Source organism: Komagataeibacter diospyri, from assembly GCF_006538165.1.
Lineage (GTDB): Bacteria > Pseudomonadota > Alphaproteobacteria > Acetobacterales > Acetobacteraceae > Komagataeibacter > Komagataeibacter diospyri.
Genome location: NZ_BDLU01000066.1, coordinates 14,041 through 37,928, shown reverse-complemented (window position 1 = coordinate 37,928; position 23,888 = coordinate 14,041). Strand labels below are relative to the sequence as shown.

At 56.5% G+C, this 23,888-nt stretch carries 17 protein-coding genes; 8 read left to right on the top strand and 9 right to left on the bottom strand.

The window, feature by feature from the left end; translation table 11 throughout:
* Nucleotides 1-30: 30 nt before the first annotated feature.
* The gene (gene rfbC / locus MSKU9_RS15960) at nucleotides 31-588 is read left to right on the top strand and encodes a dTDP-4-dehydrorhamnose 3,5-epimerase (protein ID WP_141262369.1); all 558 of its coding nucleotides are present in this window, start codon (nucleotides 31-33) and stop codon (nucleotides 586-588) included.
* Between the two features lie 114 nt (nucleotides 589-702).
* Nucleotides 703-1,587 (top strand): dTDP-4-dehydrorhamnose reductase, encoded by an 885-nt coding sequence (gene rfbD / locus MSKU9_RS15955; protein ID WP_141262368.1) that lies wholly within the window; start codon nucleotides 703-705, stop codon nucleotides 1,585-1,587.
* An 8-nt stretch (nucleotides 1,588-1,595) separates the two neighbouring features.
* Here rfbD and MSKU9_RS15950 read toward each other — a convergent pair whose 3' ends face one another.
* Nucleotides 1,596-2,321 carry a hypothetical protein gene (locus MSKU9_RS15950; RefSeq protein WP_141262367.1) on the bottom strand — a complete coding sequence of 242 codons (726 nt, stop codon included), beginning with the start codon at nucleotides 2,319-2,321 and terminating at the stop codon, nucleotides 1,596-1,598.
* 584 nt (nucleotides 2,322-2,905) lie between these two features.
* On the opposite strand from MSKU9_RS15950, the gene MSKU9_RS15945 reads away from it, so the two are divergent.
* Together MSKU9_RS15945 and MSKU9_RS15940 are read left to right on the top strand one after the other, a co-directional pair.
* A complete protein-coding gene (locus MSKU9_RS15945; RefSeq protein ID WP_264371856.1) occupies nucleotides 2,906-3,979 on the top strand; it encodes a DegT/DnrJ/EryC1/StrS family aminotransferase in 1,074 nt (357 codons plus the stop codon).
* 43 nt (nucleotides 3,980-4,022) lie between these two features.
* Nucleotides 4,023-5,411 (top strand): FAD-dependent oxidoreductase, encoded by a 1,389-nt coding sequence (locus MSKU9_RS15940; protein WP_141262365.1) that lies wholly within the window; start codon nucleotides 4,023-4,025, stop codon nucleotides 5,409-5,411.
* Nucleotides 5,412-5,631: 220 nt separating this feature from the next.
* Here the strand turns inward: MSKU9_RS15940 and MSKU9_RS15935 are convergent, their stop codons facing one another.
* From MSKU9_RS15935 to xylB, 3 genes are all read right to left on the bottom strand, one after another.
* A complete protein-coding gene (locus MSKU9_RS15935) occupies nucleotides 5,632-6,999 on the bottom strand; it encodes a sugar porter family MFS transporter (protein ID WP_141262364.1) in 1,368 nt (455 codons plus the stop codon).
* A gap of 33 nt (nucleotides 7,000-7,032) precedes the next feature.
* Complete coding sequence (locus MSKU9_RS15930; protein ID WP_141262363.1) at nucleotides 7,033-8,160, bottom strand: L-dopachrome tautomerase-related protein; 1,128 nt, start codon at nucleotides 8,158-8,160, stop codon at nucleotides 7,033-7,035.
* A 112-nt stretch (nucleotides 8,161-8,272) separates the two neighbouring features.
* Nucleotides 8,273-9,742, bottom strand: coding sequence for a xylulokinase (gene xylB / locus MSKU9_RS15925; protein ID WP_141262362.1), 1,470 nt, complete (start codon nucleotides 9,740-9,742; stop codon nucleotides 8,273-8,275).
* 103 nt (nucleotides 9,743-9,845) lie between these two features.
* Between xylB and MSKU9_RS15920 the strand changes: the two genes are divergently transcribed.
* A complete protein-coding gene (locus tag MSKU9_RS15920) occupies nucleotides 9,846-10,037 on the top strand; it encodes a hypothetical protein (protein ID WP_141262361.1) in 192 nt (63 codons plus the stop codon).
* Between the two features lie 160 nt (nucleotides 10,038-10,197).
* Here MSKU9_RS15920 and MSKU9_RS15915 read toward each other — a convergent pair whose 3' ends face one another.
* The 3 genes from MSKU9_RS15915 to MSKU9_RS15905 form a co-directional block, all read right to left on the bottom strand.
* Complete coding sequence (locus MSKU9_RS15915) at nucleotides 10,198-11,340, bottom strand: acetoin dehydrogenase dihydrolipoyllysine-residue acetyltransferase subunit (RefSeq protein WP_141262360.1); 1,143 nt, start codon at nucleotides 11,338-11,340, stop codon at nucleotides 10,198-10,200.
* A 1-nt stretch (nucleotide 11,341) separates the two neighbouring features.
* Nucleotides 11,342-12,370, bottom strand: coding sequence for an alpha-ketoacid dehydrogenase subunit beta (locus MSKU9_RS15910; RefSeq protein ID WP_141262359.1), 1,029 nt, complete (start codon nucleotides 12,368-12,370; stop codon nucleotides 11,342-11,344).
* Between the two features lie 193 nt (nucleotides 12,371-12,563).
* Nucleotides 12,564-13,529 (bottom strand): thiamine pyrophosphate-dependent dehydrogenase E1 component subunit alpha, encoded by a 966-nt coding sequence (locus MSKU9_RS15905; protein WP_141262358.1) that lies wholly within the window; start codon nucleotides 13,527-13,529, stop codon nucleotides 12,564-12,566.
* 217 nt (nucleotides 13,530-13,746) lie between these two features.
* Between MSKU9_RS15905 and MSKU9_RS15900 the strand changes: the two genes are divergently transcribed.
* Nucleotides 13,747-14,712, top strand: a complete 966-nt coding sequence (locus MSKU9_RS15900; RefSeq protein WP_141262357.1) for a helix-turn-helix domain-containing protein — start codon at nucleotides 13,747-13,749, stop codon at nucleotides 14,710-14,712.
* Nucleotides 14,713-14,999: 287 nt separating this feature from the next.
* The gene (locus MSKU9_RS15895; protein WP_141262356.1) at nucleotides 15,000-16,796 is read left to right on the top strand and encodes a Hint domain-containing protein; all 1,797 of its coding nucleotides are present in this window, start codon (nucleotides 15,000-15,002) and stop codon (nucleotides 16,794-16,796) included.
* A 319-nt stretch (nucleotides 16,797-17,115) separates the two neighbouring features.
* On the opposite strand, the gene MSKU9_RS15890 is transcribed toward MSKU9_RS15895, so the two are convergent.
* Nucleotides 17,116-19,365 (bottom strand): EAL domain-containing protein, encoded by a 2,250-nt coding sequence (locus tag MSKU9_RS15890; protein ID WP_227001123.1) that lies wholly within the window; start codon nucleotides 19,363-19,365, stop codon nucleotides 17,116-17,118.
* Between the two features lie 73 nt (nucleotides 19,366-19,438).
* Nucleotides 19,439-21,412: a putative bifunctional diguanylate cyclase/phosphodiesterase gene (locus tag MSKU9_RS15885; RefSeq protein WP_227001122.1), complete on the bottom strand. Its 1,974-nt coding sequence runs from the start codon at nucleotides 21,410-21,412 to the stop codon at nucleotides 19,439-19,441.
* Between the two features lie 1,178 nt (nucleotides 21,413-22,590).
* Between MSKU9_RS15885 and MSKU9_RS15880 the strand changes: the two genes are divergently transcribed.
* Complete coding sequence (locus MSKU9_RS15880; protein ID WP_141262355.1) at nucleotides 22,591-23,520, top strand: DMT family transporter; 930 nt, start codon at nucleotides 22,591-22,593, stop codon at nucleotides 23,518-23,520.
* The last annotated feature ends 368 nt before the right edge of the window (nucleotides 23,521-23,888 follow it).

Genomic DNA, 23,888 nt, shown 5'->3' with positions numbered 1-23,888 from the left:
CACCGCACGGACAGGAGAACAGGGGATCCCATGGAAATACAGACATTTAACATCGCGGGCATGATTCTGCTTACCCCACCGCGTTTTGGTGATGAACGTGGTTATTTTTCGGAAACGTTCAACGCGGCCCGCATGAAGGAAATTGGCATTCCCGGCCCCTTTGTGCAGGACAATCACAGTCTGTCACGCCAGCGCGGCGTGGTACGCGGACTGCATTGCCAGCTTTCCCCCCACGCGCAGGGCAAGCTGGTCCGCTGCACCCGTGGCAGCATATGGGATGTAGGCGTGGATATCCGTACGGGATCACCCACCTTCGGCCAGTGGGTGGGAGCTACCTTATCCGAGGAAAACGGGTCGCAGTTATGGATCCCGGCCGGCTTCCTGCACGGTTTCTGCACATTAAGCGACAATGCCGAGGTGCAGTACAAATGCACCGATTTCTGGGATCGTGACTGCGAACGATCCGTGCGCTGGGATGATCCGCTGCTGGCGATCGACTGGCCCGTTGCGGAAAAAGACGCGATCCTGTCTGAAAAGGATGCTGGGGCCCTTCCCTTCTCCAATGTTGATGACTGGTTTCATATATAAAAGGCAGCACAAAAAAATTTATTTTATCAATAGGTTGCTTTCAAAAAAATCTCCAGGGGTGGCATGTAAATGCCCGACCTTCCCCGTTTCATATGAAAGAAGAAGCAGCACGTGATGCATACGCAATCGATTCTGGTAACCGGGGGACATGGCCAGCTTGCAACGGCGTTATCCAACCATGACGGCGTGGTGCGGGTCGGGCGACCGGATTTCGATTTTGACCGGCCCGATACGATTGATGCCGTTATCAGGGCGCATAACCCGTCCGTGGTCGTGAATGCCGCGGCATGGACAGCCGTGGATGCTGCGGAAACAGATGTGGAAGGGGCACAGCGCGCCAACCATACCGGCCCCGCACGTATGGCGGCGGTATGTCGTGAACTGGGTATTCCGCTAATCCATGTTTCCACCGATTATGTCTTCAGCGGGAATAAAGGCAGTCCCTACGTGGAAACGGATCCGGTTGATCCCCGCTCGGTCTATGGGCGGACCAAGGCGGAAGGTGAACAGGCGGTGCTGCTGGCGCAGCCTGACAGCATCATCCTGCGCACGGCATGGGTCTATTCCCCCTATAATCGCAACTTCGTCCGCACAATGGTCGATGCCGCAACCAAACGACCAACCCTGCGGGTTGTCAGTGACCAGATTGGCAACCCGACCAGCGCGGATGCACTGGCGGATGTCATCATGCATATCATCAGACAGATCCGCGATACCGGATGGAAAGCGGAGTATGCCGGGATCTATCATGCAACCGGACAGGGTCAGGCAAGCTGGTACGAACTGGCCTGCACGGCAGTAAATGCCGCGGCAAGCCACGGCAACCCGCAGCCGGTCATGGAAGCCATTACCACAGCCGACTGGCCGACACCGGCACGCCGGCCGCCAGATGCGCGACTTGACTGCACACGCCTGCAACAGGTGTTCGGCTGTGCGCCCGGCCCGTGGGAACCTGAGGTCAAGCGCGTTGTGGAAAAACTTCTGTCACAACCAGCATAAGCATGCCCTTACGGGGCGCCGCACACCTGTCGCAGCCGTTCGGCCGCACGCAGCATGGCGGCACGGTACAGTTGCCGCCGTGATATGGCACCGGGAAAACGGCTGAGTTCACGCCGTAATGTACTGCCGCGCATAAAGTAATGGCGCACGAAATGTGTCTGCCGCAGCAGGCTTGCAATATACCTTTTCTGGTCCAGGACAGGATGCAGGAAGGTATGCCCGCTTTGTGGCAGTACAAGGCCCGTGGACAGTATTGGCGGAAACCAGGAATAGCGCGAAACATCACCATAACGCGCAAGCGGGATGAAGGTCAGGTCCGCCGCCGCCACTTCGGATGCGACAAAGGCTTCCCCCAAGGGCCAGAAACCCGTTTCATCCATATTGGCTGACATCGCACGCCGCCGCTGCGCCAGATGGTTCAGGGCACGACGGGAAAAAAACGAAATACAGTTCAATGATGCCCGCAACTGTCCCGCAGGATAAATACCTGTATGGAAGCGATGCCAGTACCATGCCGGTCCTGCATCAAGGGGATGGGATATGAAATCCGCCTCATCCGCAATCATGTCAGCCAGCAGACGCGTTCCATTCCCGGCGATACAGGCGTCATATTCCACGAAAAGGTAATAATCATAGTCCGGAATCTGGGCCTGCACCTGATAATGGGTGTAATCGGCGTTCCACCATAGCAGACTGCCCTTTTCAAACCGGTTGGCAAATCCTAATGCCAGCATTTCTGCATTACATGTGCGCAGCACCCGGTCATATGGAATGGTTCCCGCAAAACCATTTGTTTCATCAATGGAAATAAAAATATCAGCTTCAGGAAATGTCGATTGCAACCGTTGCAGCTGCAGTTGCACGAAGCTGTCCCATGTATAGGTTTTCAATACAACCGCACATTTTTTTTCTGCAATCACGTCAGTCATCCCGCATCACTGGATTACATCATTCACAAAATAAAAACCGATCATTTTACTTAATTGTCGAATATGTCATTCGGGTAGGAACGATCCGTAAATCATGAAATTGCATGAATTCCCTATATTATTTTAAAATATCATATATTCCATACGCGCATAGTAATCACATAAACGTGTAGTAAATAATATACTAATATTTGCATTGAATGTGCATGAATTATCTGCTTTTAACGTAAATGGCCAACGTGACACGCCACCTCCCCTGATATCTGCCAGACATCATGATCAGGTCATCTGTTTGACGAAACCGGAATACAGAAATGTCCTATACGGAAATATCCTTCATACGTTCAAATATTCCGAAAATAAGCCAGTTGGCCGATGGCATTATCGCAATGGAAAACTCTGGCATCTATACCAATTACGGGCCAATAAACCAGAGATTCGAAAAACGTCTGGTTGAACAGATGTTCAGTGGCGTGGGCCATTGCGTCACGGTATGCAACGCCACGATCGGATTGATGATGGCGCTGAAATACGCAACACGACACAAGGATACCCGTGTGGCGCGTTATGTTCTCATGCCATCCTTTACTTTCGCAGCCGCGGCCCATGCTGTATTATGGGCAGGCTTTACACCCCTGTTCTGCGATATCGACCCTACGGACTGGATGGCGTCCCATGCGGCGGAAAATGAATTACTGCATGAATATGGTGAACAGATTGCAGCAATATTTCCCTACGCCACATTCGGGAACGCAACCGATATCAACCATTATACGGAACTGGAAAAACAGACAGGTATTCCCGTTGTCATAGATGCGGCTGCATCCCTTGGAGCACATGACGCACTGGGACAGGGATTTGGAACCGGTTCGCCGCATGCCATCATATGTTCCCTTCATGCAACAAAAACAATGGGGATCGGGGAAGGTGGTTTCATTTACGCCAATAACCCCGACATGATCGAAGCCCTGCGGGCCATGGGCAATTTTGGCTTTGGCCAGATCCGCCATGCCACGATGCCCGGTCTTAATTCCAAGCTACCCGAAATCGGTGCATTGCTTGCCCTGTCGGGACTGGACCATCTGGAAAGCGTCGTTGAAAAGAAGTGCCGTATAGAACAGATGTATTACGACCTTCTGCCCGGTTTTGGCTTCCAGCGGCAGCGTGGCGCACGCATGTCCTATCAGTTCCTGCCAGTACGCCTGCCGCCACAATATGCACCACACCGCAGTGCGATACTTGCCCGCATGAAAGAAAAGCGGATCGGTACATCAACCTATTTTTCACCCCATCTGTATGAACAGAGCTATTTTGTCACCCATTGCAGGGCAGGTGACCTGCAGGCAACCAATGCACTTGCATCTTCCATTGTGTCCCTGCCCTTATGGCATGAAATGACGCCGGAAATGGTACGTTACGTGTGCCAGGAATTCATGAACGCCTGCAACGCTACAGATATGTAAGCCCCCGTTCCTTATCACCTATGGAAAACGGATACATGCAGCCATGTCCACAGATACAACAACGCCCGTCCTTATTGTCGGTGGTGGCCCCGCCGCCATTGCCGTCCTGCTTGCTGCATCACGCATAGGCGAACTGCCACGCCTGCTGGATGAAGGCCTGACGCTGGTTGAGCGGGGGCCGCATATCGGTTCGGGCATGCTGGGGCGCTATGTCATCAATTCCGACAGTGCGGCGGAAACATTCGTTGATGCGATAACGGACAATCCGGTGCCCGAACTGGCGCGCCTGACCTACCATCCACTGGTGGCAATGATACGCAGCCGGGGCAGGCTCCCATTGCCGTTACGTGTTGTCGCGGATTTTCTGGATATGGTGGGGCAGGTACTGACAACCCTCATCACGGCCCATCCAGCATCACGGATACTGACCGGATGGCAACTGAAAAGCCTGCACCAGAACGTGGAAGGTAAATGGCGGGGTTACCTTATCTCCAGCGATGGGGCACATACGCAACACGTCATCGCCAACAAGGTCGTACTGGCAATGGGCGCACACCAGCCGGAACAGCGGCTGCATGATGAAGTAGTGGGGGATAGTCCCCTATTGCCCCGCCATGCAGGCAGGGTCATGCAGTCCGACGCCCTGCTGTCCCCCGATGGCATCGCCAGATTACGCACCATGACGGCAGAACAGGAAAATCCCAGGATTGCCGTGATCGGGGGTGCCAGCAGTGCGTTGTCTGCCGCACGCGTCATAATGCGTGACATGGCGGACCGACTCGTGCCAGGCAACCTGACACTACTGCACAAATCCCGCCTGAAACTGTTTTACCGTACGGCGGAAGAAGCCGTGGCTGATGGATATACGGAATTCCATGAAGATGATATCTGCCCGGTCAGCCAGTTTGTTTACCGCTTTGGCGGCCTGCGTTATGATTCGCGTAATCTGGCCATGCAGTTGATGGGCATTGCCAATGCCCCGCCCGAACCCCGCCTGCGTGATGTGCAGATAACGGACGATAATCATGCGGAAGTACAGGCCATTGTTGATAATGCCGATGCCATTATCGCCTGCTTTGGCTACCGCCCCCGCCGTATCACCATAATGGATGCGTATGACCGTCCGATTGCCCTGTCTGCCGATGCACCCGATGGCTGCCTGACCGGTGCGGAATGCGGTATCCTGGATGCAACGGGAAAGGAAATTCCGGGCCTGTTTGGCCTGGGCCTGGCATCGGGGTTCCGTCCCACAGGGGCGATGGGGGGCGAAGCCAGTTTCCGTGGTCAGGTCAATAGCCTGTGGCTATGGCAGACCGCCATTGGGGAAAAGATCCTGCATCATCTCCTGCCCCCCGAAACGCCACTACTTGTCCCGGCGCCACGTCTGCGTGCCCCTGTTCTGGAACCTGCACGTGGACATCTTCACCCCTGAATGCCCTTTTACAAAGTATACCTACTACTTCCTGCGCAATCAGAACATGCGGGACATTTTTATTGTCCCGCCATGCCCATATTATCAGAGACTGTCTGAAACACCCTGCATATCATAAGGACGTTTCTGGGAAATATTCTTTCAAAAACCATCGCGAAACGCTGCCTTAACAACGGCGGCATCCATGAACTTTTGCTTTGTATTATGCCCGCACAGTCAGTCAGGTCAGGGTATTGAACGTACCCGCCTTGAGGGCCGTTTCGATTTCTTCCAGTGATCGCCCGCGCGTTTCGGGCACATAACGCCAGACAAAAACAAAAGCGAGCAGATTGATCGCGGCATACATCCAGAACGTGCCTGCTGCCCCCAGCGCCTGCACCAGTGACAGCGTGGTCAGCGAAATCAGCAGGTCCGCTGTCCAGTGTGTCGCCGCGACAAGGCTCATACCTTTGCTGCGGCACGACAGGGGGTAGACCTCCGCCCCCACCAGCCATATGGCGACAGACAGGCTGCCCACATTGAATATTGCATAACTGACCACTGCCGCTGCCGTTATCCATGTATTGATGCCATGGGTTGACCCGATGGCAAACATTGTGCCCAGTACCATGAGGGAGACAACCGCACCGGGAATAAGCCGCAGCAGCAGCCTCCGCCGCCCCCATGCATCAACCGCCCAACTGCCAAACGCAGTGGACAGCACCATGGCGACCCCGATGGCAATGGAGGTCAGCAGGGCGGACGCCTGCCCAAAGCCAACGCCTGCAAAAATGGTGGGGGCATAATACAACACCGCGTTAATTCCGGTAATCTGGCAGAATAACGCCACCCCGACCGATGCGATTACTGCCGGGCGCACCCATGGTTGCAGCAATGCGGACCATGGTGCCTGCTCATCATGCATCGCGACAATGGAATCCAGTTCGATCCGCGCGGCCTGCGGGTCACGCCGCAGGCGCTGCAGTACTTCGAACGCGCCTTCAAGGTTTCCTTTCATGGCCAGCCAGCGCGGACTGCGTGGCAGGACCGACATACCGACAAACAGGATGATGGCAGGCACGATGCCAAGCCCGAACATAAGCCGCCATGACTGGTGTCGGCACAGATACCCCGCAATGAAGGAAACAAGGATACCGCACACAACCGCAAGCTGGAACAGGACCACCATCTGCCCGCGTTTTTCACGTGGGGCGATTTCCGCAATATAGACCGGCACGATCTGCGAACACATGCCCACCGCCATCCCCAGGATGAAGCGCGCGCAGACCAGCACCGCCACCCCGGGTGCCAGCGACGCAACCAGAGTGCCGACAATGAACACAAGGGCCGCGAACATGATCATGTAACGCCGCCCCAGCCGGTCCGACAGCGGGGCCGCCACAAGACAGCCCCCCAGCGCACCGGCCACGATGGCGGATGTCACGACCTGCTGTCCCAGCGTGCCCAGGGTAAAATCAGTGGTAATCTGCAGCAGTGCTGCGGAAATTATACCGGTATCGTAACCGAACAGTAACCCACCCGTTGCGGCCACACCCGCAATGAGGTTCACAATACCGGATCCAGGGGTCGTCTGCCTGTCATGCGCCATTATTATGCGTTCTTTCCAGCTTGCCCTTCAGGCTTATTTCAGGGGAATGCGCACCACCAGCCATGGCCGCTCTTCCATGTCGTGACCGTCATGGAATACGGGTAGCCGCCCCCACTGGCCTACCGTCAGCCACAGGGCGCCATCTTTCAGGGTCAGTCCATCCGGGGCGACCAGGCGCGGGTCATGCGCGACAACGGACAGATGACCATCAGCCGTGCGGCGCAGCACGGCGTGACGTTCGATGTCCGTCAGATACAGGGTATTATCCGGGCCTGTGGCCATGCCATCGACCACCGCATCTTCCCCCTCGTCCTGCACGGCGCGTTCCAGTTGCGCAGACTTGACGGCGGGGTCGGACAGCAGGGCCGTGGGTGCGCTGTAAAGCCTGCGGCTGGACAGGGGCTGCCAGTACAGGCGGCTTGAATCCGTGCTCAGCGTCACGCCATCAATGCCCCCCTGCCCCATGGCCGGGTGCGCCATGTCATAACGCAGCATCTGTCCGTCCAGTTCCATGGCGAAGCCTGGTTCCGCACGGGTCGAAGGAGCGTTTTCCAGCACGCGCCGCGCGTGCCCGGTGGCGATATCGACCACGATGATCGCCGGATGGTCCATAAGCGATGTATCACTGACATAGGCCGTGCCCTGCGCGCCATGCGTCATGTCCACACGCACGTCATTGACATGGCTGTCGGACCGCGTGGCACCCGCGCCCAGCGGTATGGTCGCCACGATCTGCCCGGTATGCCCATCCAGCCCGATCAGCGCCGGGGCGGCCTGTGCTGTCTGTCCGGCAACGATCCCTTCATCCACGATCCACAACCGACCGGTTGCATCCACCGTCATCCCAAGAGGGGAGACAAAACGCGCCTGCGTTGCCGCATCGGGAAAGGGAACAGCCTTGCCTTTCTCCAGTACACCCAGACGCGGTCCCTTATGGTCGGCAGCACTGCGCGGAAAGGCCAGCACGATGCGCCCATCGGGCAGGGTTGCGATGCCCGACGGCTGCATGTCGTAAAAGCGCGCGACAACGCCAATATTCCCCGATGGGGCCGCGCCATGGTCCACACTGTCGCGGGCAACCGCCGCCACGGGGGGCAGAAGCCCCAGCATGGTGGCCGCACATACGGGATATAATGCCTTGTGAAATAAACCTGTCTTCATAATGCTCTCCGTTCCCCCCCTGTTCATGACGATATGGTCGGCATGGTCATTATAGGCCTATAACAGCCTTTTACCCGATCGGGACATGCCACAGGCATGACAGCATGCCCATTCAGGCAGACCGCACGTCCATTGTGGAACGAAGGGCAGGATAAAGCCTGCGGTAGAACGCCAGTGGCGCGGCATAGGCGTGAGTCAGGTCAGGATCGGGAACCAGCGTTTCCGCACGCGGCTGTGGCAGGCAGACGGTATCCACCGCCTCCCCCGTGACGGCCATGCGGGCCAGGCGGGCGGCGCCGAATGCGCCCCCCTGTTCCCCATGCGCCAGACGGTGCAGCGACAGGCCCGTGACGCTGGACAGAATGGAAACCCATGTGCGGCTGTTGGACCCGCCGCCAATAACATCGGCCTGCGTCACGATTGAACCGGCATCCGCCAGCGCATCCACCACGTCGCGAAAGGAAAAGGCGACACCTTCAAGCACGGCCTGCGTCATGTCCGCGCGCGTAGTGCCGGGGGACAGGCCGGCAAACATGCCGCGAATACGGCCGTCATTATGGGGGGTCCGCTCCCCCGACAGGTAGGGCAGGAAAACAACGGGCGACGGACGCGTGATGCGCGCGGGCAGTTCCGCCAGCAGATCGCACTCCGCCATGCCGGTCGTACGCGCCCACCACGCAAGCGAGGACGCAGCCGACAGCGTCACCCCCATCTGGTGCCATGTCTCGGGCACGGCATGACAGAAAGCATGGATGCCCCCCTGTGGATGCGGCCGAAACCGGTCGGTTGTCACCCACAATACGCCCGACGTACCCAGCGACAGGAAAGACGACCCGGCCCTGACCGCCCCCAGTCCCACCGCACCCGCAGCATTATCTCCGGCGCCCCCCGCCATGACCGGGCGTGTATTCATGCCCCAGCGTCGGGCAAGGGTTTCATGCAGCATGCCCGCGGGTGCCGTGCCTTCCACCAGCGCGGGCAGGTTGTCACGCCGCAGGCCGGTTGCCGCCAGCGCATCATCGGACCAGCAGCGATGGCCGACATCCAGCCACAGCGAACCCGCCGCATCCGACATGTCCTCGATCATGTCGCCGGTCATGCGATAACGCAGCCATGCCTTGGGCAGCAGGACATGACGGGTCGCGGCAAAGACCTCCGGTTCATGTTCCGCCACCCATATCAGCTTGGGCGCGGTAAAACCCGGCATGGCGATATTACCACATATTTCACGACTTTTTGGAAACCGGCGCTCGAATTCCGCGCATTGCGCCGCGGCGCGCACATCATTCCACAGGATGCACGGACGCAGCACATCGCCATCCCGCCCCAGCAGGACCGCACCATGCTGCTGACCGGACAGGCCCATGCCCGTAACCTGTGCCATTTCTCCGGGATGGGCCGCCGCCAGCGCGTCCATAACCCCCAGCAGGGCCGTCCACCAGTCCTGTGGCGCCTGTTCATTCCATCCCGGGTGCGGGGAACTGACACGCAGCGGATAGGAATGGCTGCCTATGACATGCTGGTGGCTATCGACCAGAACGGCCTTGAGGGCGGAGGTGCCCAGATCAATTCCGACAAACATTATTATTATTCCCATGCCGTCACTGGTTTTCCAGTCCGGCTATTCTTGCTTTGCCGCTTTGTTATGTCCCAAGTGAATACACATCGGGGATGGCATGGCAAGTATGGGTGGGACACCTTCTGGTGACCTGCAATCACAGAAATTTTTCCGTCATTTCGATATATTACAGAACATTACTGGCAGAACAGGAACAGTATCCGCCATCATTCCAAATTCAAAACCATTACCTGTAGAACAGGACCGTTTCCGTGCTTCCGTGAAAGAACCTGCACTTCATAAGGGGGATCTGAAGTGAATAATTGAATATAGTGTCCGGGGAAACTCCACCTGTTTGAAAAAAGGCGATACCCAAAAGCTTTTATTACTTCCCCAATAGGCTGTTTTGAAACAGCCTCCTGGCCGAGGATGGCAATGCAGGCTGAAACCTGCACGCCATCCTGGAACGGCCTTTGTATTTACGTGGCGATGACTTTTGATTTCATGAAGTCTTCCACCATTTCGTTGACCTTATCTGCGCATTCAAGCTGTGGCATATGCCCGATATCAGGCAGGATATGCCGTTCAACCGAAGATGACAGGCCATCGGCCTGTGTCGCGGGCAGGATTTCATCCTCCCTGCCCCATATCACCGTTACCGGGACATCTTCCCCCGCCAGCACGGGACGCAGGTCATCACCCTGATGTCCGCCCGGGAAACAGGCATCCGCCACCGTGCGCAGAGCGGTCTGCACCCCATCCAGCCGTTTGTAGCGCAGCACATCATCAGACATGCGCCGTCCGATCAGTGATTTGTCATGCACAAGGTATTTCAGCACGTCCTGCACCGCGCGCACGCGATCGGCTTCGATAAAACCGTTGATGAAGTCCATGTTGATCTGCGGCCCAAGCCCGGCAGGCGCCACCAGCACCAGCGAAGCCACGCTTTGCGGAACAGTATGCGCCAGCGTCAGCGCAATACCACCGCCCAGCGAATGCCCCATGACATGCATCTGCCTGATCTTGAGCTGCGCCAGGAGCTGCGCCGCGACATCCGCGAAGAACGCCAGCGTGCCCGGCCCGACATCCTTCGATGATTCGCCATGTCCCGGCAGGTCAAAGGCAATGACGCGCCGCCCGCGCGCAAGGGCTGCGTGGTTGAGCATCCAGTTTTTCAGGTCACCGCCAAACCCATGGATCAACAGGAGGGGCGTGCCGTCGCCTTCCCCACGTTCATGCACGCGCAGGGTATGATCGCCGACTGTCATCATGACCGGTTCATCAACAGCGGCATTGTCCGACTGCGTATCGGATGACGCGGCAAAGTCAGCCTGAAAACGGGTAATGAAGGCGTCAATATCCGTATCGGGCACCGCCGGATCGGCTACCACGCCAATCAACGCGCCCACGGGCAACATTTCCCCGTTACTTGCGACCTGCCGCCGCAACGTGCCTGTGACAGGACTTTCAAAGGCATTGGTGATCTTGCTGGTTTCGATATCAACCAGTTCATCGCCGGTTTTTATTGCGGCACCTGGTTCGACCATCCACCCGGCAATCTTGCCTTCAGTCATGGCCAACCCGAATTTGGGCATGGTGATGGGGGTTATGTCATGGGTCATGTCAGACTTTCTCCACTACGCGGTGGGCCATGGTGGCGGTCACGGCAGCCTCGATCCTGTCCACGCTGGGCAGATAGAGCGTTTCCAGAACGGTGGCGAAGGGAACCGGCGTATGCGGCGGCACCACGCGACGGATGGGCGCGCGCAGGGTATCGAATGCTTCTTCCGCCACCAGGGCCGCGATATCGGTGGCCATGTTACACCGCGGGCTGGATTCATCGACGATCACCAGCCGCCCTGTATCGGCCACGCATTCCAGAATGGTGTCGCGATCAAGTGGGGAGGTCGTGCGCGGGTCGATGACAGTACAGCTTATGCCCTTCTTTTCCAGCCGGTCAGCCGCCTGATTGGCCAGTCCGACCATGCGGCCAAAGGCGACAATGGTGACATCGCGTCCCTCCCGCGTCAGGTTGGCTTCGCCAAACGGGATGGCATAGGGTTCATCCGGCACGTCTTCCTCCTCATCATACATCACCTTGTTTTCAAGGAAGATGACGGGATCATCGTCACGGATGGCCGAAATCAGCAGCCCCTTGGCTTCGTAGGGTGAGGACGGGATGACCACCTTCAGGCCGGGAATATGGGTAAACAGGGGATACAGCGCCTGACTGTGCTGGGCGGCGGCATTGAAGCCTGCGCCAAACATGGCACGGATCACCAGCGGGGTCCGCGCCTTGCCACCAAACATGTAGCGGAACTTGGCTGCCTGATTCATGATCTGGTCCAGGCAGCAGCCGACGAAATCAACAAACATCAGTTCCGCCACCGGGCGCAGGCCAGTCACGGCGGCACCTGCGGCGGCCCCGATATACGATGCTTCGGTAATGGGCGTGTCCAGCACGCGGGTGTCGCCAAATTCCTCCAGCAATCCCTTGGTCACGCCCAGCACGCCGCCCCATGCGTCCTTTATGCCAGCCGATCCGCCACGTCCGCCGGCCACGTCTTCACCCATAAGGATGACGGTGGGATCCCGGCGCATTTCCTGCCGCAGGGCTTCATTGATCGCCTGACGAAAGCTTTTCTTGCTCATGGTTCATTTCTTCCGTGCATTGGAGGCTGTTCGAAAAACAACTTGGTGATAAAAAATAAAAGTTTCCGGGTGCCACCGTTTTTCAAGAAGGTGGCTTCCTTGAAGCTTTTTGAAAAATCTTCACCAGAAACTTCCTTATGATTGCAGGATGTTTCCTGATCTGGCTTTCCAGGCAGCCTCCTGGGGATACGTATCAGTAACGGACATACACATCCGCCAGCAGATCAGCAGACTGGGGCAGCGGGTCGTCCTTGGCCTGCACCACGGCGGCCTCGATCTCGTCCGCGACGGCGGCATCGACTTCATCAAGTTCACTGTCTTCAAACAGGCCTGCCTGCGTCACGCGCGTACGGAACAGCTTGAGACAGTCATGGTCGCGCCGGGCGTTGGTCACTTCATCCGCTGCGCGATAGGTCATGGCGTCACCTTCAAAATGCCCGTACCAGCGCGCCAGATGGACATGCAGCATGACCGGCCCCTTGCCTGCACGCGCATGGGCGATCGCCTCGCCTGACGCCTGATGGACGGCGAAATAATCCGACCCGTCACATTCGAGATAGGGCATGCCAAACCCCGCCGCCCGCGCCTGCTGGGTGCCGGCGCAGGCATAGGATGCGGCGGTGGCCTCGCCATAACCATTGTCCTCCACCACGAACACGGCGGGCAGGTTCCATACGGAGGCGAGATTGAGGCTTTCGAGTGTTGATCCCTCGTTCGACGCCCCGTCACCGTAGAACGCCACCGCCACCCCGCCGTCACGCAGGGTCTTGTGCGACAGCGCCGCCCCGCAGATCAGTGGCGGCCCGCCACCCACGATCCCGTTGGCCCCCAGCATGCCACACGCAAGGTCGGCAATATGCATCGACCCGCCCTTGCCACGGCATACGCCGGTGCTGCGGCCATAGATTTCAGCCATCATGCCCGCCACACCCACGCCCTTGGCAATGCAGTGGCCATGACCCCGATGGGTGCTGGCTATGGTGTCGTTATCCGTCAGGTTGGCGCACACGCCCACGGCGGATGCTTCCTCACCACAATACAGATGCACGAAACCAGGGATTTCCCCCGTGGCAAATTCAACATGCAGGCGCTCTTCGAACATGCGGATGGTACGCATCGCCCGGTAGGAGCGCAGCAGCGTTTCACGCGCTATTTGCATGGTTGTTTCCCCTGTTTTTTCTGGTCCCGCGGCACTGCGTCCGTGCATGCCGCCGGGCTGTGTGCAGCACACACGCATTGCGCCATTGCGGACAAGGATACACCATGGTCCCTTCACGCCCATGTGACACGGGGCGTACGAAGTGTCGCGAAACCGCGACACTCGGGCAGGTGTTTACCCGCCAGCATTCCTGAAACACTGAACGCAAAGAAACAGCATGCTGCGTGGTCCCGGCTTTTTGCGTCCTGACCTGACCTTTTCCGCCATGGCCATGGTCCAGACCGGGCTTGATGCCTCATGGCATCGCTGCCAGCATGAGTACGGCCTTGACCCCGCTGCCGCCCCCCTGCCGGATGTCTTATCGGGCGCGGAACTGCGACAGGCATGTCTGCACATGGGACGACTGTTGCATTTTGCCGGGCCGGAAATGGAACGACTGCATGCAGCCCTTGCCCCGGTGGGCTATACCGTCATGCTGTCGGACATGGATGGCATCGTGCTGACGCATCAGGCAGCCGGCGCCCTCCGGCGCGGTTGCCGCAGATGGCATTTCTGGCCCGGTGCTGTATGGAATGAACGTCATGCCGGGACAAACGGCATCGGAACATGCCTTGCCGAACAACGCAGCATAAGCGTGCATCGCAACCAGCACTGGCGCAGTAGCCTGCATGGTCTGGCGGGCATTGCAACGCCGGTTTATGATGCATCGGGTCGGATGGCGGGCGCGCTGAATGCCAGTTCGTTCCGTCCATCGCCTGACGGCAGCCTGGGCGTGCTGATCGCATCCAACCTGCTGCAGGCGGCGCACCAGATCGAACAGACCTGTTTCATGGACCGGTATCGGGGCCACGCCATCATGCTGCTGGGCAATGCAGTGGGCGCGTCCGTCCCGCTGGTCGCACTGGATCGCGACCGGCACGTGGTGGGCGCAACCCATGCCGCACGCGCGCAGATGGGCATCCCGCCCCTGACGGATGTCAGCATGTGCCTGCTTGATGATACGGCCACCCCTGCCCCGACCGCACCACTTCGCGAAGCGCAGACCATGGCCATCCATACGGCGCTGGCCAGCGCACGTGGCAAGGTTGCGGTCGCCGCGCGCATGCTGGGTGTCAGCCGGTCCACCCTGCACCGCAGGATCCGTAACATTGCAGAACAGGAACAGGCCGGGACGCGCTCCTGAAGAACAGCCCCGCCATCCACCGGATGGCACGGACATATATGAAGCATGACGGCAAGACTACCCATTTCCCTCAGGGACAACCAGCCTGTTTTCATGCCCATGGTAGCAGGCTGTGGCCGTTCGTTTACGGATTGATCATTTTTATAAAATAGACTGCGAATTCAGATTTTATGGACTTTCCGGTGTCAATCGCTCCAGAAAAAGGTGTCAGCCATGTCATTCATGAAAATAAAAATCCGTCATCATAATTTTAAAATAAATACATAAGTGCATAAGGATAAATAAAAATGCCTGATTCGACCATTCTTTATGCATACGGGAATACCGTCGACACCAGCGGTGACTATGTCCTTGCTCCGGCATTATGGGTATTGGGTGTTGCTGGTGTAGGCGGAGGAAGCGCTACGTTCGAAGGGAGTGATGTCAATGCAACCCTTTCCTTCGCCCCGACCGTAATAGGCCTGCTGAGCCCCTATTCCGTAACGTCCGAGGACGGAGCACATGTCACACTGACAGGAACCGACGGGTCCCTTGTTTCCGCCCTGACTGGTACCACGATTACCGCGAACGGGGGAACGGTTACGCTGGCGGGCGAAGATGCCATTTCAGCCCTGTCCGGTACCACCTATAATATTGAAAATGGTGGCACGTTGATGATCAACCAGGTGCAGGGGGCCGATGCCATCGCCGCACTGGGGGGGTCAACGGTCAATTTCGGAACGGGTGGTGGAACACTGGTCATCACCCCCGGGTCCAACGTATCCATTCTGGAATTCCCCAGCATCACCGGGTTTGACCAGCCGGGCGCAACCATAGAAATTCCAAATGCAACCGCCATTTCTTCCGTATCGCAATCCGGCAGTGACACCAATATCGTCACAACCACCGGCCAGACCATTCAGGTTCAGGGTGATTTTTACGATTACGCGACCCAGCACAACCTGTTCCAGTCAACCAGTGACGGGAACCTGTATATCAGCACCACCCCCGTAAACAGCACAGGCGATACGGGTGTTCTGGTCTGTTTCCTGCCGGGTTCAATGATCTCCACCCCCTCCGGCACGGTCGCGGTGGAGGATATCCGGGAAAATGATGACGTCATGGCCTGGGTGGACGGTCAGCAGATCCCGCGCAAGGTCACATGGGCAGGCAAGGCACGGGCGAATGTGCGTGCGGGCATGCCCGATGATGAAGCGGGATATCCCGTGCGTATCCTTCCAAACGCCATTGCCGACGGCGTGCCCTATAAGGACATGCTGGTAACTGCTGAACATTGCCTGTTTTTGGACAGCCGGTTCATCCCTGCCCGCATGCTGGTCAACGGACGGTCGATTTTTTATGACCGCTCAATCACTTCCTATGATTACCATCACATCGAGACGGAAGAACATTCTGTCATCATGGCCGATGGCGTAATGACCGAAAGCTATCTTGATACCGGGAACCGCCGCGCCTTCCAGCAGGCTGACAATATCATCCGGATCGGGGAAAAGGTCCGTAACTGGTTACATGATGCTGCAGCCCCGCTTGGCGTCAGTCAGGCTTTTGTTGAACCCCTTTTTCGCCAGATTGCGGCGCGGGCCATTGCAGCAGGCCGGGAAAACGTATCTGAAGCCCCTGTCCTGAGTGATGATCCGGCACTTTACCTGTTGACGGAAACAAATGCCGTCATCAAACAGATACGCGCCGCCAACGGATTTGTCTTTTTCATGATTCCCCCGGGTGTGCAGGACGTACGCATCATGTCCCGTACCAGCCGCCCGTCGGATACAATCGGCCCCTATGTGGATGACCGTCGCCGACTGGGTGTTCTGGTCAAGGATATCAAACTGTTTGAAGGCAATGCCGTCCGTGCCATCACGACGCATCTTGCACAAAATGCACCATCTGGGTGGTACGATGGCTGGTACGCACCATCCAATGTCCCCTGCCGATGGACAGATGGTCAGTCATCCCTGCATCTGGGTACTACGCATCGCGCTACTTCCATGGGCCTGCTCTGCATCGAAATTCTGGCAGGAGGCCCTTACGCTGTTGTAAACAACGCCACCCCTGCAACAGATATACCCCGCCTTACAGCCTGAACTGGCACATTTACTGCAGATAAGCGGTAATGTCAGCCGATCAGGGAAGCAGATGCTGGCGCTGCTTCCCTATCGTGCAGACCCCATCAACCCGGCACCCATGAATACTGTTCGGTCTTGACTTGCCTGTACCCGCATCTCTCTCTTTTCCAGACCAGCAGCAAGCCGGTTTCAGGATACTTTATGCCGACTATTTACCACCCCGCTGAAAAATGGTCCGCAAGTCTAAAAAAAAATCTGGTGAAGATTTTTTTAGATATTCGAAGAACGCCGCCTTTTAAAAAAGGCGGCACCCAAAAATATTTATTACTCCAGTTAATTATTTTGATTTCGGCTGACCAGGCGCCTGTTTTTTACCAAGAGCCTTGCGCATCGCTGGCATGATCTTGCGTGGTTGCCTGAACCACGCTTCAAGATCCTTGGGCGCCATGGGTTTCGCGAACAGATAGCCCTGCATGACATCACAGTGCAGGCTTTCCAGAAGTTCATACTGCGCTTCTGTTTCAACCCCTTCGGTGACAACCGTCATACCCAGACGGTTACCAATCCCGATGACGGCGGTCGTCACGGCCTGCGCATTCGCATCATGTTCCAGATTCATGATGAAGCTACGATCAATCTTGATTTCCGTAAGCGGCAGACGGGTCAGGCGAGACAGCGATGAATAACCGGTTCCAAAATCATCCATGGACAGGCCAACATCCAGGGCACGGATGGCATTCAGCACATCCATCGTGTCCTTGTTTTCATCCATCATGACGCTTTCGGTTATTTCTACCGTCAACCGCTTCGGTGCGATACCGAACCGTGTCAGCAGATTGGAAATCATTTCAGGCAACTGACGTTTGCGGAAATGCCCGGCGGACAGATTGACGGATACAGCCGGGATCATGACACCATCACGGTCCCATGCGACAATCTGGCGGCAGGCTTCTTCCAGGCACCATGCACCGATAGCCTCGATCTGCCCGGTATCTTCCGCCACCGCGATAAAACGTGACGGGAAAATGTTGCCCAGATGCGGATGATGCCACCGCGACAGGGCTTCCACACCGTACAGTTCCCCTGTTTTCGCCTCGATCTGTGGCTGGTAATGAAGGTTCAGCAAGCCCTTGGCCAGGGATTCACGCAGGGCGGACCCAAGAACAAGACGATCCTGCGCCGCTGCATGATCTTCCGGCGTTGCAACACGGAATGTGCCCCGTGCTTCCTTTTTGGCAAGGCGCATCGCGGCTTCGGCATGACCGATCAGGGATTCACTGTCCGGCCCGTTTTCGGGGAACATGCTGATCCCCACGCTAACCGAGGCCGCAAGGAAATTGCCCCCGATTTCGATGGGTTCTTCCATGCCCGCGATCAACGTTTCGGCAAATGCCGTTGCATTGGCGGCCTTTGTGTCAGGCAGGATGATGACGAACTCATCCCCGCCTGCGCGGCTGAGGATATAATGGCTACGGCAAAGGCTTTTGATCCGTATGGCTACCGCCTTCAGGAAATCATCCCCGTTGGCATGCCCCAGCGCATCATTAATGTCGCGAAAACGGTCCAGATTGAGCATCAGAACGGCAAAATGGTTATCTCCCGGCTTGCCGACCAGGGTTTTCAGGACTTTATGGATCGCGGTCCGGTTGAGGAAACCCGTCAGGGGATCATAATTCGCCAGTTGGGAGATATGGTGCCGGGCATCATACTGCTCGATCAGCACACTGCAGAAGGGCACGCAGCCTGCCACGACTTTTTGCGGCCAGTCGCTGGTTTTATTCAGGTTGCGTGAAAACAGGGCGAATATTCCCGATATCTTCCCATTTCCTGCCTTGATCGCCGATGCCCAGCAATGATGGAGACCCAGCGAAACCCCAAGGGATTTATAGCTGTCCCACACCACCGTCGCAGCTTCGTCCAGATCATTGGACAGGGCCATGATATCCGCATCGGAAAGGGTCACGTTCTCCAGCGCCCCGGCATAACGTCGCGGCAGGCCAGGACCCGACAGAACATGCAGGCGGTGATCCTCACCGATCAGGACCAGAATGGCGACAGTATTAGGAACGAAATTTTCAACCTCGCGACAGACAAGATCAGCCACATCCTGAATCTGCATTTCGGTCGAAAGGGACTGAAAGACCGTATTCTGCAGATCCAGCAGCTTCTTGCGATGGTTTTCCTCCGTTACGGCCTTGATGGACGCCAGATAGTATTTCGCGCCCTTCGGACCAACGGGGCTTGATGACAGGGTCAGTTCGCCAGTGATGTAATCGCCATGCTTGTTCTCGAATATGATTTCCCGTGATATGCCAATAATGGTGCTGGCATCCGTTTCCCGGTTATGGGCAACGTGACCATCATGTTCATGCCAGACGAAATCCGGGACAAGCATCCTGACGTTATGGCCAAGAACCTCACCCTGCGTATAACCCCACAGCTTTTCCGCCCCGGTGTTGAAAAAGATGATGTCATTCTTGTCGTTGACAACGACAATGGCCTCGGTCGCGTCATGGAGCAGGGCCAGTGCCGCATCCCCTGAGAGGGCGGGTTTCCTGGACGGCGGGGAAAGAAGAAGTTCGTTCATGATGATGGGCCAGTTCACAATTGGGCAGGTACGGTGCGTTAGTCTGCATCGGACGGTAAAACGGGGTCGTGGGTCAGGCTGATTGCAGTCCCAGTGCCTCAGGACGGGCCGGACGCCCCAGCAGGAAGCCCTGTCCCGCCACACAGCCTTCGCCCCGCAGGACTTCAAGCTGTCGTGGCGTTTCAATCCCTTCCGCCAGCACGGAGATATTCATGGTGCGGCCAAGGGCCAGGACCGAGCGGACAATGGCGGCGGCATCCGAATTGGTTTCGATCCCCTTCATGAAACTGCCATCCAGCTTGATCCGGTCAAATGGGAAGGACCGCAGCGTATCGATGGATGAATAACCCGTCCCGAAATCATCCAGTGCAATCGCAACGCCCAGTTCCTTGATCCTGCGTACGATTTCCAATGCACGTTGCTTGTCATCAATAATTGAAGTTTCCGTTAATTCCAGTTCCAGCCGGGCTGGCGCCAGCCCGGTATTTTCCAGCGTTTCCTGAACCAGCCGAAACAGGTCAGGATGAAAGAACTGTACCGGCGACAGGTTTACCGCCAGTTTATAGGCAGGATCCCAGTGGGCCGCCTGTGCGCAGGCGGTCTGCAGCACCCATTCACCCAATGGAATGATCAGGCCATTTTCTTCCGCCACGGGAATGAACGTGGCGGGAGGCACCTCGCCACGTTCCGGGTGGTTCCAGCGCAGCAGGGCTTCGTAGCCAAATATCTCGCCCGTCGCTATGGCCGTCTGTACCTGATAATGCAGGGAAAGTTCACCCTTCTCCATTGCAGTCCTGAGATCCGCCGCAAGCGCACGTGCCTCACGGACCGTTTCATCCATGGATGGTTCATAATAGGCGACAGTCCGCACCGGGTCCGCCTTGGCGCGATACATCGCAAGGTCCGCGCGTGTCACAAGTGTTTCCTTGTCGGTCGCATCCTTCGGGAACAGCGCCAGCCCCACGCTTCCGCCGGTAGTGACGGCGTAATCATCAATCGGGATGGGCAGGTTGATGGCTTCCTCGATCCGGGCAACAAAAGCCGTCAGTTCGTCGGGATTGCTGGTCAGGTGGACCGCCGCGAATTCATCACCACCCAGACGGGCCACGAATTCCCCTTTCCCCAGCATTTCGGTAAACCGGTTGGCAATGGTGACCAGAACGGCATCCCCTGCAGCGTGCCCCCTTACATCATTGATTTCCTTGAATTTATTTAGGTCAATGCCGATCAGGGCAAATTGCGTTCCGTCCTTTTTGGCATCCTCGATCACCTGATCCAGATGATCGTTGAAGCTGACACGGTTCGGCAGCGACGTCAGGGCATCGTGCAGGGCCATCTGCCGCATGCGTTCATAGGATTCCGCCCGCGTCGCATCATCAATCGAAAAGCTGTTGCCCCCCGTGGCGACAAGCAGAAGGGTCGTGATGGCCAGCGCAACCCCGAGCACGACCGGTGCATTGCCACCAGATGTAAGGTCAGCAGACAACATGGTCGTGCGCATGGCTGACACGCCGACAAAATGCAGTCCGGCAATGGCAGCGACAAACAGGACCGTCGCCAGAAATTCGCGGTGCCGGTTCGCGCTGCGCAGCAGGCACTGAAGCGACAGGGTGCCAAAAACCATGCCCAGCAGCAGGGACAATGCGATTGTTGGCGCGCTCCATGCCATATGTTCGCCAAAATCTACTGCATACATTCCTGAATAATGCATGCCAGCAATAGCCAGCCCCAGTACGGCGCCCCCCATGGCCGGCCCCATCCGGCTTTTGCTGGTGGTCGCGATGACGGTTGCCGCCAGTACGCCCCCGGCCGCCACAATGAACGAAAACAGCGTGAGCGGAATGTTCAGCAGGCCAGCAACGCCGGGCATGTAAGCCAGCAAGGCCAAGAAATGGGTGCACCAGATGGTGGTCGCGCCAGCTGCCGCACATTGCAGATACCATGAATGGTTTTGTCGTCCTGGCGTTGCAGCGATACGCGCCATGATACGTACAGTGATCCACGAACCCGCGATACAGACGATCAGGGCAGAAATAAGAAGGGGCATGTTGGAATCCACTATCGTTTCAAACAATTGGGGCACGGCATCATTCCATGAGTAAACACACGCCATAATACATATGACCAATTTACTTAGACAAAATGTGTATGACGTAGATTATGTTATATTTTATAACTGTGTGGATAATCAATAATTTGAATATCCATGTTACTTTAACGATTTCTGTGGCGGATTAAGCGCTTACGTCCTTAATCGAATGCTTGTTGCAACAAAAATATACCTTACCCGATCGCCGATAAGTATCATTAATACAAATCAACTAATCGTGATATATTATTTATCCCAATTGGTATAATTCACAGATGCATTCCAAAGGATATATTTATCCTTATAGTCTATATTATGCCGAAATTACAATCATATCATTTTTTTCTTATTTTTCATCGCATTGGCTTATATTCATCCAGATCATCGGTACAACGGTTTGTAACGATCATGCGCAGAAAGATAAAATGACCATCACTAAATATTGCAAACGCATTACAATCGATAATACTTATAAAATATACGTATCCATTTGCCCAAATGAAATATCATCTGCATGACCTGCCACACCAGGACAGACAGGCGAAATCAGACAGATGGCCATCACCATTCATGTAAACTGACCCAATGACATGCTGCGTATGACAGCTTCAGGGTTTCGAATACGGAAAATGACTTCTGGCAAGGGCTGAACTTACGCCCCGGTTTACCCAAAAGTAAAAATCCCGGGAGATAAGCTCCATACCAGAAAATAAAGAAAACAGCGCATCATTTTTCTGAATTCCGCAAATCCACGACAGATCTGCCAAATGCACATCCTGTTTCACATTACACAGATCAGTCCCTCCTATTACGCGTATGGGGCGACGCCCCTCATGGCAGCGTCTCCTGCCCATGCCGGCTGGCACGCCAACATGGATACCGCACCCCATAGCCAGGAATGTCCGGGCCCGAAACGGGTCGGGCACCAGTAAAGCAGCAGCGTGCTGATAGCCGACTACCGCCCGTTTTACAGGGGCAGGCCATGATTTTCGGGCGCAACCTGCTACCCGAAAAAACCGGACACGTCATATGAAATCCGTCGTAAAAAACGCATGACTGGATTTACCGACAAGCGCTGGTCTTTCCCCATCAACATCCATATCTGCGCCTGAATAATTTTTTCGTGAGCAGTGTGGATGAAGAATACCGGTCTTTCGGCGGGCATGATGCTGGCGTTTGCGGCATTCGCCTCGTTTTCGATCAGTGACGCTTATTCAAAGCTGCTTGCGGGGCAGATTGATCCGTTTGAAGTGGCGTTTTCCGGCGGTGTTTTCGGGCTGCTGCTTATTCCCTTCATACGGGGAAAAAACGAATCCTACCGCGACCTGCTCGTAATCAGGCAGCCGGTCATGTGGCTGGTGCGGGCGGTATCCACCTTTGTCGCTACGGCGGCGAGTGTCGAAGCCTTCATGCTCCTGCCCATGCCGGAGGCTTTCTCCCTTATTTTCCTCATGCCACTTTTTGTGACCATCCTCTCGGTCTTACTGCTGCGTGAAAAGGTTTCCACACTGGGATGGCTGTCGGTCATCGTGGGCTTTGTCGGCGTGCTGATCGTGCTGCGACCCGGTCTGCGCGCGCTTCAGTTCGGACATCTGTGCGCGCTGATCTCGGCCGTGGCGAATGCGGTCGGCGTCATTGCCTACAGGTTGTCAGGAAAGAACACACCACGCCTGTCCATGTTCAGTTCCAGCCTGTGCGGTCCCCTGCTGGGCAATGGTATCCTGATGCTGGCCCATGCAAGCTGGCCACAGGGGGCAACGGTATGGATGTTCCTGTTCGGCTATGGTTTTCTTGCCGCACTCGGGCAGCTTCTCATGATGATGGCCGCCACCCGGGCTACCGCCAGCGCAATCGCCCTGCCGCAATACAGCCAGATGCTGTGGGCCGTGGCGTTCAGTTTCTACGTATTCCATGAACCGCTGGACAACTGGACCTTTGTCGGTATCGCTGTAATCGTCGCGTCGGGTCTTTACAAATGGGCCTATCCGCGTGCGATTACCAAACTGGCAGTCATAAAGCGGCAGAGGATCATTCAGCCGCCATGTGGTCCGTACCCACTGGCCTGATATCACGATAACCGTGGACCTTACGCCCGCTGGCTTTTCATGCCAGGGGGCGCATATCATGACCAGCACCCGCCCCATGGTCAGCATGACTGTCGGTCAGGCCAGCATGTACATCCCGACGTCCGGGATCGGCCTGTTGCCTGACGTGACACCGGTCCATTCGCAGGGCCATCAAATATGGAAAAATCAAATCCGATAGAAGGCTCATCCTGATCCTGCTGTTTTAGGGGCTGTCATAGGGCAAGCCAGTAAAGGATTGAGCTCGCAGCCTGATCGTTCGACAGATCTTTTCCGGCAAACGCGGGGCAGTTCATTGTCACGCAATCAAGCCAGCCCCGGGAGCGTGAAGGATCATACCGGGTGCATTC